The 14,991-nt window shown below is 35.4% G+C and carries 10 protein-coding genes and 1 pseudogene; 7 read left to right on the top strand and 4 right to left on the bottom strand.

All coding sequences use genetic code 11. The annotated features are described in order from the left end of the window. Positions 1-137 precede the first annotated feature (137 nt). Entirely contained in the window at positions 138-1,538 is a 1,401-nt protein-coding gene (locus ACFIME_RS06385) for an amino acid permease (RefSeq protein ID WP_375632941.1), read from the top strand. Positions 1,539-2,538: 1,000 nt separating this feature from the next. Next, positions 2,539-3,930, top strand: coding sequence for an amino acid permease (locus tag ACFIME_RS06380; RefSeq protein ID WP_375655087.1), 1,392 nt, complete (start codon positions 2,539-2,541; stop codon positions 3,928-3,930). 115 nt (positions 3,931-4,045) lie between these two features. Here the strand turns inward: ACFIME_RS06380 and ilvC are convergent, their stop codons facing one another. The 3 genes from ilvC to ACFIME_RS06365 form a co-directional block, all read right to left on the bottom strand. Continuing rightward, the gene (ilvC, locus tag ACFIME_RS06375) at positions 4,046-5,065 is read right to left on the bottom strand and encodes a ketol-acid reductoisomerase (RefSeq protein ID WP_375632945.1); all 1,020 of its coding nucleotides are present in this window, start codon (positions 5,063-5,065) and stop codon (positions 4,046-4,048) included. A 1,062-nt stretch (positions 5,066-6,127) separates the two neighbouring features. Further along, the gene (locus ACFIME_RS06370; RefSeq protein ID WP_375632947.1) at positions 6,128-6,862 is read right to left on the bottom strand and encodes a pyridoxine 5'-phosphate synthase; all 735 of its coding nucleotides are present in this window, start codon (positions 6,860-6,862) and stop codon (positions 6,128-6,130) included. An 85-nt stretch (positions 6,863-6,947) separates the two neighbouring features. Beyond that, a complete protein-coding gene (locus tag ACFIME_RS06365) occupies positions 6,948-8,069 on the bottom strand; it encodes an ATP-dependent RecD-like DNA helicase (protein ID WP_375632949.1) in 1,122 nt (373 codons plus the stop codon). A gap of 1,037 nt (positions 8,070-9,106) precedes the next feature. Here ACFIME_RS06365 and ACFIME_RS06360 point away from each other — a divergent pair. From ACFIME_RS06360 to ACFIME_RS06340, 5 genes and pseudogenes are all read left to right on the top strand, one after another. Next, positions 9,107-10,033 carry a D-2-hydroxyacid dehydrogenase family protein gene (locus tag ACFIME_RS06360; protein ID WP_375684666.1) on the top strand — a complete coding sequence of 309 codons (927 nt, stop codon included), beginning with the start codon at positions 9,107-9,109 and terminating at the stop codon, positions 10,031-10,033. A 274-nt stretch (positions 10,034-10,307) separates the two neighbouring features. Further along, positions 10,308-10,652: pseudogene (locus tag ACFIME_RS06355) on the top strand (MFS transporter); the annotation flags it as partial. Between the two features lie 61 nt (positions 10,653-10,713). Further along, positions 10,714-11,472 (top strand): MFS transporter, encoded by a 759-nt coding sequence (locus tag ACFIME_RS06350; RefSeq protein ID WP_375684665.1) that lies wholly within the window; start codon positions 10,714-10,716, stop codon positions 11,470-11,472. Positions 11,473-11,499: 27 nt separating this feature from the next. Beyond that, on the top strand, positions 11,500-11,958 hold the full coding sequence (locus ACFIME_RS06345; protein WP_375684664.1) for a hypothetical protein: 459 nt from the start codon (positions 11,500-11,502) through the stop codon (positions 11,956-11,958). Between the two features lie 18 nt (positions 11,959-11,976). Next, positions 11,977-12,501: a TauD/TfdA family dioxygenase gene (locus ACFIME_RS06340; RefSeq protein WP_375684676.1), complete on the top strand. Its 525-nt coding sequence runs from the start codon at positions 11,977-11,979 to the stop codon at positions 12,499-12,501. 649 nt (positions 12,502-13,150) lie between these two features. Here ACFIME_RS06340 and ACFIME_RS06335 read toward each other — a convergent pair. After that, complete coding sequence (locus ACFIME_RS06335; protein WP_375684663.1) at positions 13,151-14,950, bottom strand: acetolactate synthase 3 large subunit; 1,800 nt, start codon at positions 14,948-14,950, stop codon at positions 13,151-13,153. Positions 14,951-14,991: the final 41 nt, after the last annotated feature.

Here is a 14,991-nt window from a genome sequence, read left to right as displayed (position 1 = left end):
ATATTCTTTTCTTTATCCACACAAAATCATAAAAAACGTTTTTTTCCTTTACACCTCATTTATATCATGCTTCGATACAGAACAATGCATTTTTAGTGTAATTTAATCTCAAAATAATTAAAGGGAACCCCCAAAAAATGAGCTATAAACAAAATTTAAAAGATGGTCCTCAGATGAAACTACAACGTGGCCTAGATAACCGTCACGTACAACTTATAGCCCTCGGTGGAGCTATTGGAACAGGACTCTTCATGGGATCAGGAAAAACAATTAGTGTAGCAGGCCCTTCCATCGTACTCGTTTATGCTATTATTGGATGTGCCCTATACTTTGTCATGCGTGCTATGGGAGAATTATTGCTTTCTAATTCACAGTACCGGTCCCTTATTGATTTTTCAACCGATATGCTAGGACCGGGAATCGCTTTCTTTGTAGGCTGGAGCTATTGGTTGAGCTGGGTTGTAACTGGAGCTGCAGATATTATTGCCATCATCACTTATATGCACTTTTGGTGGCCAACGCTTAATCCATGGATTGCCGTTTTTTCTTGCATTGGTTTCTTTTTAATTTTTAATCTCTTTGCCGTAAAACTATTTGGTGAACTTGAATTTTGGTTTGGTCTTATCAAAGTCGTAGCAATTTTAGCATTAATTGTTGTTGGTTTTTATATGATCGCTACGAGCTTTACTTCTCCCAATGGTACTGTTGCTTCTCTCAATCACGTATGGAACGATGGAAATATCTTTCCGCGAGGAATGACAGGTTTTTTTGCTGGATTTCAAATTGCCATTTTTTCTTTTGTTGGTATAGAAATTGCAGGAACAACTGCAGCTGAAGTCAAAAATCCTAAAAAAGTTCTACCAAAAGCAATTAATGCAATACCAGTACGTATTGTACTCTTTTACATCTTCTCTCTCATCGTGATTATGTCAGTCACACCTTGGGATCAAATTGTTCCAGATAAAAGCCCCTTTGTTTCGATGTTTTGGCTTGCTGGTATTCCGATAGCTGCTGGTTTGGTAAACTTTGTCGTTCTCACCTCGGCTGCTTCTTCGGCAAATAGTGGTATTTTTTCTACTAGCCGCATGATATATGGGCTTGCAACACAAAAAGGTGCTCCTCCAATTTTAGGTAAGCTTTCCAAATATCATGTTCCAGCCAATGCTCTATTCTTTTCCTGCTTATGTATTTTAATAGGGTATACAATTGCCTCACTCTCTCCAAGCCTCATAAGTGCTTTCACAATTGTGACGAGCATCTCAGCTATTGCATTTTTATTCGTATGGTCTGTAATTTTGGTTAGCTATATTGTATATCGTCGCAATCACCCTCATTTGCATGCTGAATCCGTCTACAAAATGCCAGGAGGAGTTATCGTGTGCGGGATAATTTTAGTTTTCTTTGCTTTCATGCTCTATTTGTTAACGTTAGAAGAAGACACCCTAACAGCTTTAAAATACGGTATATTCTGGTTTATTTGCTTAGGCATAACCTATTTTACATTTGTAAAGAAAAAAATGACTCAAGGTAACAAATAAAGTCTATACATAAAACATCTCAAAAAAGGGTAATTTTAGTTACCCTTTTTCTACTTAACCTCCTCCCCAAACATCAAAAAACGACGATTCCTACCAGCGCCGGTTTGTGAACAATCCAGCTTATTAAGAGGGAATGCTGCTGATCATTTATATGGTTCACCTACATAAGGCTCTATGGGCTAGCCCTGCCCTGAACACTCACCACACATTCTAAAAATACTTAATGTGTAAAATGTTATATGCTTTATATCACTACTCTACACAACAGTATTTTACTGTATAATAGGATAAGAACGAGCTATTCTGTAAAGAATTCTCTATAAACTTCACTGACATTGTTTACTAATAAAACATGAGATTTTATCTAAAACTTCCCCCCCCAAAAAAATTTATATTCAATTTTTTATCAAAATTAAAAATGTAGCTCTAAACAGAATATATCTTAATAGCTATCTGCAATAAAAAAAGATTCTATGAAAATATTTTTCTATTTGTAATAAATTTTAAATATTAATACTTAAATGTAAATTTTAAATATATTTTTTAATTATTTAAATAATAGTTTAACAATTTAAACTTATTTTATTTATAAATAAAGTTTTATATTTAATAAATTTACAATTTTATTTATATTTTTATATATAAAAAATATAAATAAATAAATAATTTTAAATATAAATATATTTATATAAAAATTACTATAAATAAATATAATTATTGTTTATATACAAATAATAATTATGTATAAAATAAATTATATTATACATAATTAATATTAATTATGTATAAAACATAAAAATCAAAAAAAATATAATACAATTTATCTTTTGTTTCTTATATATAAAATAATTATTCCATTAATGAATAATGTTCTTGCTTTATTCACATATAGTCATAGAAAAAAATTCCTTTACTCCTTAACCATAGCGTGTTCCGATAGAAGGAATTACCTTTTTTAGGGTAATTTTATTTAAAAATAACTAAGGAGAACTCCCCAAAAATGAACAAACAAAATTTAGAAAAAAAACCTAAGAAGAAATTACAACGTGGACTACATAACCGACACATACAACTTATAGCCCTCGGTGGAGCGATTGGAACAGGTCTCTTCATGGGATCAGGAAAAACAATCAGTGTAGCAGGGCCTTCGATTCTACTCGTTTATGCAATTATTGGTTGTGCTCTATACTTTGTCATGCGTGCTATGGGAGAGTTATTGCTTTCTAATACACAATACCGATCTTTTATTGACTTCTCAACCGATCTTCTAGGACCATGTGCCGGATTCTTTATCGGCTGGACATATTGGTTGTGTTGGATTGTCACTGGAACTGCTGAAATTATTGCTATTGTCACTTATACACACTTTTGGTGGACTGAACTCAATCCGTGGATTCCTGTTATAATTGGTCTTATGTCCTTTTTAATTCTTAACCTCGTCGCAGTAAAACTATTTGGCGAACTTGAGTTTTGGTTTGGTTTTATCAAAATCGTAGCAATTCTAGTCTTAATCGTTGTAGGATTTTATATGATCTTTACCGGTTTTGTCTCTCCAAACGGTACGGTTGCTTCTCTTAGCCATATATGGAACGGTGGGAATATTTTTCCGCGAGGAATTACAGGCTTTTTTGCTGGATTTCAAATTGTTATTTTTGCTTTTGTTGGCATTGAACTCGCTGGAACAGCTGCTGCTGAAGTAAAAGAACCTCAAAAAGCTCTACCACAAGCTGTTAATTCAATACCAATCCGCATTGTATTCTTTTATATATTCTCTCTTCTTGTGATTATGTCTGTGACGCCGTGGGATCAAATCAGTCCAGAAAAAAGCCCATTTGTAACAATGTATGCACTTATTGGTATTCCAACTGCTGCAGGTTTGATGAACTTTGTTGTCCTCACAGCTGCCGCATCTTCAGCAAATAGTGGAATTTTTTCTACCAGCCGTATGATATATGGGCTAGCAACACAAAAAGGTGCTCCTAAATTTTTAGGAAAACTTTCTCGTAACCACGTTCCAGCTAACGCATTATTCTTTTCATGTATATGCATCTTATTTGGTTATGCAATTGTATCGTTATCTCAAACACTCATAGCTGCTTTTACAATTGTTACGACAATTGCCGCAACTTTGTTTATATTTGTATGGTCTATCATTTTGATCAGCTATATCGTCTATCGCCGCAATCGTCCTCTCCAGCATACTGTCTCTCCTTATAAAATGCCTGGAGGTGTTGTTATGTGTTGGGCGCTTCTTATTTTCTTTGCATTCATTATTTATTTATTGTCATTAGAAGCCGACACTGCCATAGCTTTAAAATACACTCCAGCGTGGTTCATATTTTTAGGAATTGTATACTTTCTTTTTGGAAAAAAGAATTATGCAAAAAATTAAAAAATAAAGCTTATGTTTCCAAAAACATATAAAAAAGGGTAACTAAAGTTACCCTTTTTTTGATATTTATCTATAAAATTATAAAAGCTATTGACAAAATATCTCTGTAGAAGCTTCAATTACGCTCTTTATCAACCAAAGCGTTAGATTTTATCCAAGGCATCATAGAACGAAGTTTTTTACCAACTTCTTCAATAGGATGATTATCATTTAAACGCCGCATACTTTTAAAATGAGCAGCACCAGCTTTATATTCTTGAATCCAATTCGATGTAAATTTACCCGTTTGAATATCTTTCAATATACGTTTCATTTCTGCTCTAGTTTCATCCGTAATCACACGTGGACCAGAGATATATTCACCCCATTCAGCTGTATTAGAAATCGAATAATTCATATTTGCAATGCCCCCTTCATACATGAGATCAACAATCAGTTTCACTTCATGTAAACACTCAAAATAAGCCATTTCCGGCGCATAACCTGCCTGTGTTAATGTTTCATAACCTGCTCGAATCAGTTCAACAAGACCTCCACAGAGAACCGCTTGTTCACCAAAAAGATCAGTTTCGCACTCTTCTTTAAATGTTGTTTCAATCACCCCAGCACGTCCACCACCAAGTCCACACGCATAAGATAATGCTACATTATGTGCATGCCCTGAAGCATCTTGCGCCACCGCTATTAAGCAAGGAACACCACAACCCCGTTGGTATTCATGACGAACTGTATGCCCTGGACCTTTAGGAGCAATCATCACAATATCAACGTTTTTTTTAGGTTCAATCAAGCCAAAATGAATGCTCAAACCATGCGCAAAAGCAATCGCTGCCCCATCGTGTAAATGATCATGAATATGTTCCTTATAAATATCAGCTTGCAATTCATCTGGTGTTGCCATCATGATGAGATCTGCCCATTTTGCTGCTTCAGCAACACTCACCACTTCAAAACCATCAGCCATGGCTTTTTTAACTGTTTCCGACCCTGAACGCAAAGCTATTTGCACATTTTTAACACCAGAATCTTTCAAGTTTAAAGCGTGTGCACGCCCTTGAGAACCATAACCAACAATGGCTACTTTTTTCCCTTTAATGAGATTAACATCCGCATCACGATCATAATAAACACGCATAAAAAAATTCCTTCTTTCTCTATTTAAACTGGATTTCAGATTATTTTTATTCAATAAGAAACATTATCTACAGTGCATCACACACTTATAAAGACAAAAAACACCGCTTATAAGAACACAGCAATTGAATAATTTTAAAGTTTACATATTGCATAGAAAAAACTGTAGTCCCCAAACATTCCTAAAACATATACGGATCCCCAAATAAACTTCAACTGCTATTCTACAAAAACAATAATTACACAAAATAAGATTTCTAAAGAAAATTTAGCTAATATTCTACTCTTTTATCGTGCAACAAAACGCTATATTCTAAAAATTAAGATACAACATACAATTTTTAACATGAACCAAATCAATACAGATAGCAAGAAAAATTACAAAATAACAAGTATTGTGTTAATACAACTTTCAAAAGCATATACAACAATATCTTTAGAATAATAAAGAGGATGTTTTTACTTTTTACGTTCTTTAATATCCACGCCTCTCACGCGAAGAAGCCCCCATACGTCCATTATGTTATCCATTTATGGCGCCTTATAAAAAAATTTTAATATGCTCAAGCCCTTTTCAAGAATTCCCTATAATAGTGTAAGATTTATTGCACATCACTCTCTTTACTTCATAAAGCTACAAGTCGATATCATCATTCTATTTAACAGCTCCTATTGCATTAAGCTTATTCATAAGGAGATTTTACGTTATACTATTTACAGATAACCCAAAAATGAGCTCAAATATCAAGAAAATTTGTGTATTGATCCATTAAAATCCTACGCACTCCTTTATAATGGAAATACTTTCAAAACCCTATCTCTTCTCCATTCAAAGAAATTATAATAAGAAGATTTTAAAACTTCCTCATAATGGATAGTACAAATAAAAAACATCGCATACACTCAAAAACAAAAGATAGAAAGCAACCAATAAATAGAGGAACAATAGAATATTTATAATGCACGATAATAGTGCTATTTATCTAAGCATATATTGTTTTTTAAGATAAATTGGCAAACCTCTATAAAAATTTCTTTTCCAATTTTTATAGAGAGAAAAAGATTACGATAATAACCGGATAAAACGCTGAACAGTCTCATGTATTCCATACTCTAATGCATCAGCAATGAGCCCATGGCCAATAGAAACTTCATCAAGCCAAGGAATATTTTTGACAAGAGCAGGAAGATTCATAAGTGTCAGATCATGCCCTGCGTTTATACCTAACTGCAACTCTTTTGCTCTTCTTGCTGCTAAAACAAGTTTATTGAGCTCTTGATCTTGTTTTGTTTTATCCTGAAATGCACCACCGTAAGGTCCCGTGTAAAATTCCACACGATCAGCGCCCATTGCTTTAGCAATATCAAGACCATCGACAGTAGGATTAGCAAAAAGGGATACACGAATCTTTCTGTTTTTTAAATTCTGAATAATAGGTGCTAAAAATTCTGCATCATGAGCAAAATTCCAACCATGATCAGACGTTGACTGATCTGGATCATCAGGAACAAGGGTGATCTGATCCGCATAGTTTTCAGCGATATCCAAAAATTGATCACTGGGATAACCTTCAATATTAAACTCAGCTGTAGGAAAAGTGTTCTTGATTAAACAGTATATATCTGGCAAATCCGCAAAACGAATATGCCTTTCATCAGGGCGCGGATGAACCGTCAAACCTGCTGCTCCAGCAGCAAGCGCTATATGCCCAATATTCGTTATACTTGGCCACGGAAGATTACGTCGATTACGCAAAACAGCAACAGCATTAAGATTAACCGAAAGTTTTACCGCCATGCCCATTTCCATTTTTTTATAGTATGTAACAAGATAGAAAAAAGGCATTTTCCATCTGAAACTTAGATGATATACACATTTTTTTCTATCGAACAATCGTTAAACGCTCTGCTGCGCGCGTAATTCCCGTATAAAGCCAGCGCGCATACATATCACGAAATGCAAAACTTTCATCAAACAAAACGACATTATTCCATTGAGAACCTTGTGCCTTATGAACCGTTAATGCATACCCATAATCAAAATCATCATATCGCTTTTTTAATTGCCATGAAATTTCTTGATCAGGGTTTTCAAACGCTGCTTTTAAAAGTTTAATCTTTGCTACCCCACGCTCACTTTCTTCTGGTTTCACAAGAAGATTAATACTTGGTTTAACGGTCTCCTTCTGTGAAGTCATCACCTTCCATAAAGAGCCATTCAACAAACCTTTAATAGGATCGTTTCGCAAACACACCAGCTTATCTCCCGCTTGCGGATAATCTGCTGTAAATCCCTTTAACACACGCAAACGCTGATTATAAAGGTGGCGTGTACGATTAACCCCTACCAAGACCTGATCAGCATCCAAAACCAATTGTTGATTGACCTCTTTACGTGTCACAACGCGCGCTTCTCCATAGTCACCATAAGCAATATCGCGTCCTTCACGTACATCCATAGCAAGACGTATAATCGGATTGTCGCGCGCTTGCCGATGAATTTCTGAAAGAAGAAAATCTGGTTTCCCATTAGAAAAAAAGCCCCCACCAGATATAGGAGGCAATTGACCTGGATCACCAAGAACAAGAATTGGCGTTCGAAAGCTCATTAAATCACGCGCCAATTGTTCATCAACCATCGAGCACTCATCAACAATAATGAGTTTAGCTTGTGCAGCAGCACTTCTTCGATTTAATGTAAATGTTGGAGCAATAGACTTTTTTCCTGTTATTTCATCGGAAACTTCCTCTTCTCCACGCGGACAATAAATCAGCGAATGAATCGTACAAGCATTGCTTGCACCTTTAGAACGCAAAACCTGCGCCGCCTTCCCTGTAAAAGCAGCAAATTGAACAGAACCATCAACTGTCTCTGCAAAATAGCGCGCAAGCGTCGTCTTACCGGTCCCCGCATAGCCAAAAAGGCGAAAAAGAGGAGAACGCCCTTCCCTCAACCACGCGGCAACAGCCTTTAATGCATTATCCTGTTCCCGTGAAAACTGCATAGCTTACCAACATAAGATTTGCATAAGAAGAGCAGTATTTTGAAAAAAAACGACTATCAAGAAAAACCTTTTTATTAAGAATTGCTGACACACGCCCATCTAACAACCTTCGTAGCACAATTATCAATTATTTACCCATTGCTTTTTCAAGATATTGTAAAAATCTAAATTTTATCTATACATCGATCTTCTTGGTAACACCTTATACTTATCAAATAAAATATCATTTTTTACAACAGTAACACCAACAATGGAATATGCATATCTTAAATTTAAAATAACACCTATATACGCTTTTTTTAACCAAAATTTAGAATAAGAAAAAGAGCATTGCAATTGCAAAAACCTCACTAGAAAAAATGTCCTTAACAGGATAAGAATAATGTCATTTTATGAATACTATTTTACACAATCAATCAGCTTTCTTGCACATAAAAATAAAGTACATCCACTATTACGAAATAATAATTAAATATATCGAAAACCTCTTGGCAGAAATAGAAATAGCTCTCAACAAAACGACTTAATCCTATGATGATACACCTATAAAGTTCCTATCGTCCTCTTATCATGATTTTAATAAATTTACTCTTCATGCTACAAATTAAGTGGTATCTCAACGAATAAAGAGAGATATCACACTTATATGCAGCACGCTTTATCTCGCACAAATATGTAGCTTTTTCTGTTTCAACAATAAAATCTGGTTCGTAAGTATGGCCTTCTTGGTAGTCTATTATAAGAAAACTGGGATATGGTTTCAGTCCAGCGTAGCACTTCAGATTCGTCCTCTAGAATATGAGAAAAGCGCAATTCTCCATCTACTGAGTCAAACTTTTTTGTCGCAATGTTTTAAAATTTATAAAAACTAACTGATTAATGCTATTCTTATTGCTAAAATAACAATGAAACCAAGGGGGATAATTTGTTAATAGGCTTGGCGTTATGCCAAAATATCAGCGGTGATATTGCTTTTTGTTTGTTTTAGAAATGAAATAATGAACTCAAATATTGATGAATGAAACAGGAGGTTTAAATTGAAAATATTAATTCCAGACGACTATCAAAAAGCCACCCTAACATTACAGTCTATTACAAAATTAATGAAATCGCATGAAGTGCTGGTTATAAATAATTTAGCTAAAGAATGTGATTTAGAAGATAAGCTCAAAGAGATAGATATTCTTATCTTAATCAGAGAACGGACTATAGTTGATAGAAATCTTCTCCTAAAACTGCCAAATTTAAAATTAATCTGCCAAACAGGCCCTATAGGTTCACATATTGATATAGAAGCTTGTAGAGACTTGGGAATTGAAATATTAGACGGTGGTGGAGATCCAACTTCTGCTGCTGAATTTGCGTGGCTCTTAATTATGTCTGCGCGTAGAAAACTCTGTAAATCTGTATCTGATATGAAAAAAGGACGATGGCAAACAACATTTGGCAACCAAATGAAAGGGGCTACTCTTGGAATATTCGGGTTTGGGCGTATTGGTAAAATGGTTGCTCAATATGCTCAAGCTTTTGGCATGTCCATTTTGGTTTATGGGAGCGAGCGTTCAACGCAAGAAGCAAAAAATTTAGGTTATCATTTTACGCATTCAAAAGAAGAATTTTTTACACGTCCTGACATTATATCCATCCATTTACGTTTAAGTGATAAAACTAGAGAAATCATAAAATTAGATGATCTATTGAGCATGAAACCTCATGCTATTTTTGTCAACACAGCGCGTTCAGCTTTGGTTGAAAAAGGGGCGATAGAAAAAATACTCAGTTTGGAAAATTCAACTTACTTTGCACTGGATGTTTATGACAGCGAGCCAGTATATGAGAGCAAATTATTGCAATCAGATAGAGTTCTTTGCACGCCACATCTGGGCTATGTGACTGAAGAAAGCTTTGAGAATTATATTGAAAAAGCTTGCCAAAATATAGCATCTTTTATGAAGAGCGCTTAATGCCGGCTGAGCCAATGTTTGTAAAATTTATCTTATATCGCTAGCGTATCAAATTTGCACGACACATAATAGCTTATTTCCTTAAATGAAGCATATTCCTTAGTTTTCATATTAATACCAATAGTATGGACAGATTTTTATGTAATCAGCATAAAATACACAATTTATTATTGCAATCATTAAAAAAGGCTACCTCATTGGAATACACTTTAATTGGAGGAGGCTGAGTGAGCAATAATAAATTTATAGAAAAAATTATTATAGATGGATTGTATTGCTTGTTGCCACTATCGCTCAAGCATCAGCCTGCTTCTTTGTTCAAGGGATTGGTCCTTTAGCTGAATTTTTTAAGAAAGATTTCTCGCTTAGTAACTCTCAGATAGGTTTGCTGTCTTCAGCCGCGCAGTTCCTACCTATTATTGGCTTACTTGTAGCTGACGAATTACTAGACAAGTTTAACGAGCGCTATATTGTTGGAGTTGGCGCGGTCGGCGTTTCTGTCGCCCTTTTGTTGGGAGCAATCGCAGATAACTATATTTCCCTTTTGGTTTGTTTGCTAATTATAGGGGAATTTTATAGTTCTGCTCAACCCGGTGGCGCTAAATCTGTTTCTTCATGGTTTCCACAATCGCAGCGCGGATTTGCAATGGGAATAAGGCAGGCGGGGTTAACATTAGGTTGTGGGGGCATTAGCTGGAATAGTTCTTCCTGCGAGTGCGCTTGTCTATGGCATACAAGGTGCGTTTTTGGTCGGTGCCATCGTTTCTTTTTTAGGGGGATGTATATTTATTATTTTTTATCACTCACCAGAAAAAGTTGTCGCTATCGTTCCAGAAAGCAAAGAAAAAGTTTCGTTCTATGCAAATGTAAAGTCTCGTCTTGCGATGTTAACTGCACCGCATATGAAGAATATTATTTTCTCAGGCGTTTCACTTGTGATCGTTCAATATGTTTTAACCATTTTTATAACGATTTATTTTTATAGAATCTATCAGCTGTCCTTAAATAAAAGTGCTTATTTGTTTTTTGTTTCACAGGCTTCTGGTGCCTTAGGAAGAATTATTTTAGCAGCGTGGAGTGATCATTGTAGAAAAGGACGATTTTTTCCTGTCTTGTTTTGCATGATTGCAGTCGTTTTTGGATTTTTAATATTAATTTTAGGCATGAGTGGATCCATAATTTATTTAACTATTTTATCTGCTTGGTTAGGTTTTTTTGGATTGGGATGGTATGGCCCTTGGGTCGCCTATATTGTAGACTCTTCACCAAAAGAAAGCGTTGGCTTTTCTCTGGGGTTAGCAATGTCTATAAATCAAATCGCAATTATTACTGCTCCACCATTATTTGGATTAATCCAAGATTTTACAGAAACTTATTTACTAACATGGCTGATTTTAATTTTAATTATTATTTTTTCACTTTTCTTAATAAGAAAGTAGGGAAAGATAATTGGGGAGGAAATTATAATGATAAATGAAAATACTTTTGAGTTGAGCAATCTCGAAAGAGACAAACTTTGGGAGGCTTTAGACCATGTTATTTATGATCCATACGGTGGTATTGAATATTCGGTTGAGCTAAAAAAAATAGCATTTTCGCTGCTACCCCATAGAATATTAACAATTCTTATGAATCAAAAGGTGTCTATTACCCCTAAACCATATTTAATCTTTGAAAACCTTCCTGTTGATAGACAAATTAATATGTCACCTAATCCTTACAATTTAGATGAGTCTTGTAAAAGTGGCTATATTAGCGAAAATTTAATTATGATGTTTTCTTTATTGATCGGAGAGCCTTATTCAATTAAGTTTGAAGGCGAACATATAGTAAATAACCTAGTTCCTTTAGAGGATAATAAAAAAGATTATACAGGATTAGGATCTGAAGTTGAGTTAGATTTTCATATGAAAATGCTGCACTAAAATTTATAACGGATTTAAATTTATCTCCTAAAGGGGATACTTTTATCTGGTGTTCGCAATGGTGTTGATGGTCCGTTAACGAGAATATCTGATGCACGTCTAGCTTTAAAACTTTTAAGTGAGGAGGATTTGAGGAGCTTCAGGGATAATTTATATATAATTAATGTTCCCTATAGATGGAGAAAAAATGGGGTAACTTCTACAAGTAAAGTGCCCCTCGTTCAAGGGGACGGTGAATTCCCAGATATCAGCGCTGTTTTTTATCCAGGCATGTTAGAGCCACAGTCAAAAAAAGCCAAGGAAGCTTTAGATCATTTTTATGAAGCTATTAAGGCTATATCTTTTGGAATTGATGTACAACCAGGAAGATTATTATACATTGATAATAGAATGGCCCTACACTCTAGAGATAAATTTTTTGGATCATTTGATAGTTATGAAAATCCAATGCGATGGATTCAAAGAGTGTTTGTGTCTGCAGATTTATGGAATCATAGATATATAGAACAAATAAAAGAAAGAATATTTAATTTTCAATGTTAATATCCTGATAATGATATGATGTTGAGTATTATTCTGGTTTATATATTGACGATACATCTCATATGTATAGGTTTCTCCCGCATAATCATACCTGATTATAAGCTATGGTGACCTATTGGTTTTCTATGGCTGCATTTGATTTTTGTTATTTTTTCCCTTCCTTTCAAGCCGCTAGGGGGATTTTCCTATCAAGCCCCTGAAAGAGCTATTTGGAGTAATTTCATAATGCAAAACCAAAACATAGTAACAAACTTTTCTATTGTTTTCATAGGCATGACGGTTTGCATGGTTGCACCCTTCAAGCACAGTGGATTTTTTTCTTGCACGATGGAATCTTTCATATATGAGACAACATAATTAATTTATAACAGATAATTCAATGTATTATCTAAAAAATGCAACGAAATAGCTATTAATGTGAACATATGAATTAAAAAAACAAACATCGCGTACAAATAAATTCAAACATAATTGTGCACACGACTTATAACATTTTTTAGATGAACAAATAATAATACACCCCATGTCTTTAAACAAAGAATGAAAATCATAAAATGAGCTCTAAGGATAATAGGAACTCTCCACAAAGAAGAGACAGAGATGAAGACTCCAAAGACTTCATCATCACCATTTTGTTAACATATTCATTTTATACAAGAATCTTTCCATCGGAAGAAATAGCATTTGCAATAGCTTCTTCGCTTGCCTCATCGGGTAATAACATCTCATTATGGGCACATCCCGATGGGATCATAGGAAAACAGTTTTCTAAATGATAAACACGACAATCAAAAAGAACAGGCTTATCACAATCAATCATCTGCTGAATTTTATCATCAAGTTCATCGGGTTTTGAACAATGAATTCCCACGGCTCCATAAGCTTGTGCCAATTTCACAAAGTCAGGCATAGATTCCGTATAAGAATGAGAAAGACGATTACCATGCAGCAATTGCTGCCACTGGCGGACCATTCCCATATACTGATTATTTAAAATGAAAATTTTCACCGGTGTGTCATGCTGAATAGCTGTTGCAAGCTCTTGAATATTCATCTGAATGGAGGCATCACCAGAAATACACACAACAAGCGCATCAGGATGCGCTATTTGAACACCTATAGCAGCAGGTAAACCATACCCCATCGTTCCAAGACCACCAGAAGTCATCCAATGTTTTGGTTCATCAAAATGATAATACTGTGCTGCCCACATCTGATGCTGTCCGACATCCGTTGTGATATAAGCACGGGCATCTTTGATAAGAGCATAAAGCCGTTCAAGAGCATATTGAGGCATGATAACATCTTTTTTTTTCATATATGCCAATGAATTGCGTGATCTCCAGCGATTAATCTGCACCCACCATGGTTTACGACTTTCTTTATCGAACTTTGATTGTTCCTTATGCAAATGTTGCATTATATCTGCCAAAACATGCGCCACATCACCAATAATTGGAACTTCTGCTTTTACAATTTTATTGATGGAAGAAGGATCAATATCAATATGAATAATACGCGCATGAGGTGCAAATGCATCAAGGCGCCCCGTGATACGATCATCAAATCGTGCTCCAACAGCTAACATGACATCACAATCATGCATGGCCATATTAGCCTCATAGGTTCCATGCATTCCAAGCATTCCAAGCCAATTTTTACCAGAAGCAGGATAAGCACCAAGTCCCATTAAGGTAGAAGTAATGGGGAAATCTCCCAACTGAACCAAATTACGTAAAAGCTGTATAGCTTTCATCCCCGATGAAATTACACCTCCACCAGAATAAATAATAGGGCGTTTTGCCTCAACTAAAAGAGAAACGGCAGATTCAATAGCCTTAGTATTCCCTTTCAACGATGGAAAAGAATGTAAAGACTCCTGAACTTGAGGTGCTCTATAAAATCCTAAAGCAAATTGAACATCCTTAGGAATATCAATCAAAACCGGTCCAGGACGGCCTGATTGAGAAAGAGAAAAAGCTTCATGAATAATAGCCGCAAGATCATTGACATTTTTAACCAACCAATTACGCTTCGTACAAGACTTTGTAATTCCAACTGTATCAGCCTCTTGAAAAGCATTTGTTCCAATCACCGTTGTTGACACCTGCCCAGAAAAACAAACAAGAGGTATCGAATCCATAAGTGCATCTTGCAAAGGTGTCACAGCATTCGTTGCGCCTGGACCAGAAGTCACAAGCATAACCCCTACCTTCCCGGTGCTGCGTGCATAGCCTTCAGCCGCATGCCCTGCGGCTTGTTCATGGCGCACCAAAATATGCTGGAGTATATCTTGATGATAAAGAACATCAAAAATAGGCAAAACAGCCCCACCAGGATAACCAAAAATATGTTTAACCCCTTGATCTATAAGAGCCTGAACCACTATTTCAGCCCCCGACATTATTTTTCCATCTGCACTCTCTTGCTTTCTTGGATCATTTCTCATTTTTCCCACTCACCTACTTTATAGGACAATAAAAAAGCCCC

This window comes from Bartonella sp. AP1QHHD, from assembly GCF_042196265.1.
Lineage (GTDB): Bacteria > Pseudomonadota > Alphaproteobacteria > Rhizobiales > Rhizobiaceae > Bartonella.
The sequence above is the reverse complement of the archived record's forward strand: the minus strand, read 5'-3'. Positions and strand labels throughout refer to the sequence as shown.

What these genes read in the sequence shown, in the direction of transcription:
- ACFIME_RS06385 (WP_375632941.1), top strand. Translation starts at nt 138, where the DNA reads ATGAGCTATAAACAAAATTTAAAAGATGGTCCTCAGATGAAACTACAA.
- ACFIME_RS06380 (WP_375655087.1), top strand. Translation starts at nt 2,539, where the DNA reads ATGAACAAACAAAATTTAGAAAAAAAACCTAAGAAGAAATTACAACGT.
- ilvC (WP_375632945.1), bottom strand. Translation starts at nt 5,065, where the DNA reads ATGCGTGTTTATTATGATCGTGATGCGGATGTTAATCTCATTAAAGGG.
- ACFIME_RS06370 (WP_375632947.1), bottom strand. Translation starts at nt 6,862, where the DNA reads ATGGCGGTAAAACTTTCGGTTAATCTTAATGCTGTTGCTGTTTTGCGT.
- ACFIME_RS06365 (WP_375632949.1), bottom strand. Translation starts at nt 8,069, where the DNA reads ATGCAGTTTTCACGGGAACAGGATAATGCATTAAAGGCTGTTGCCGCG.
- ACFIME_RS06345 (WP_375684664.1), top strand. Translation starts at nt 11,500, where the DNA reads ATGATAAATGAAAATACTTTTGAGTTGAGCAATCTCGAAAGAGACAAA.
- ACFIME_RS06335 (WP_375684663.1), bottom strand. Translation starts at nt 14,950, where the DNA reads ATGAGAAATGATCCAAGAAAGCAAGAGAGTGCAGATGGAAAAATAATG.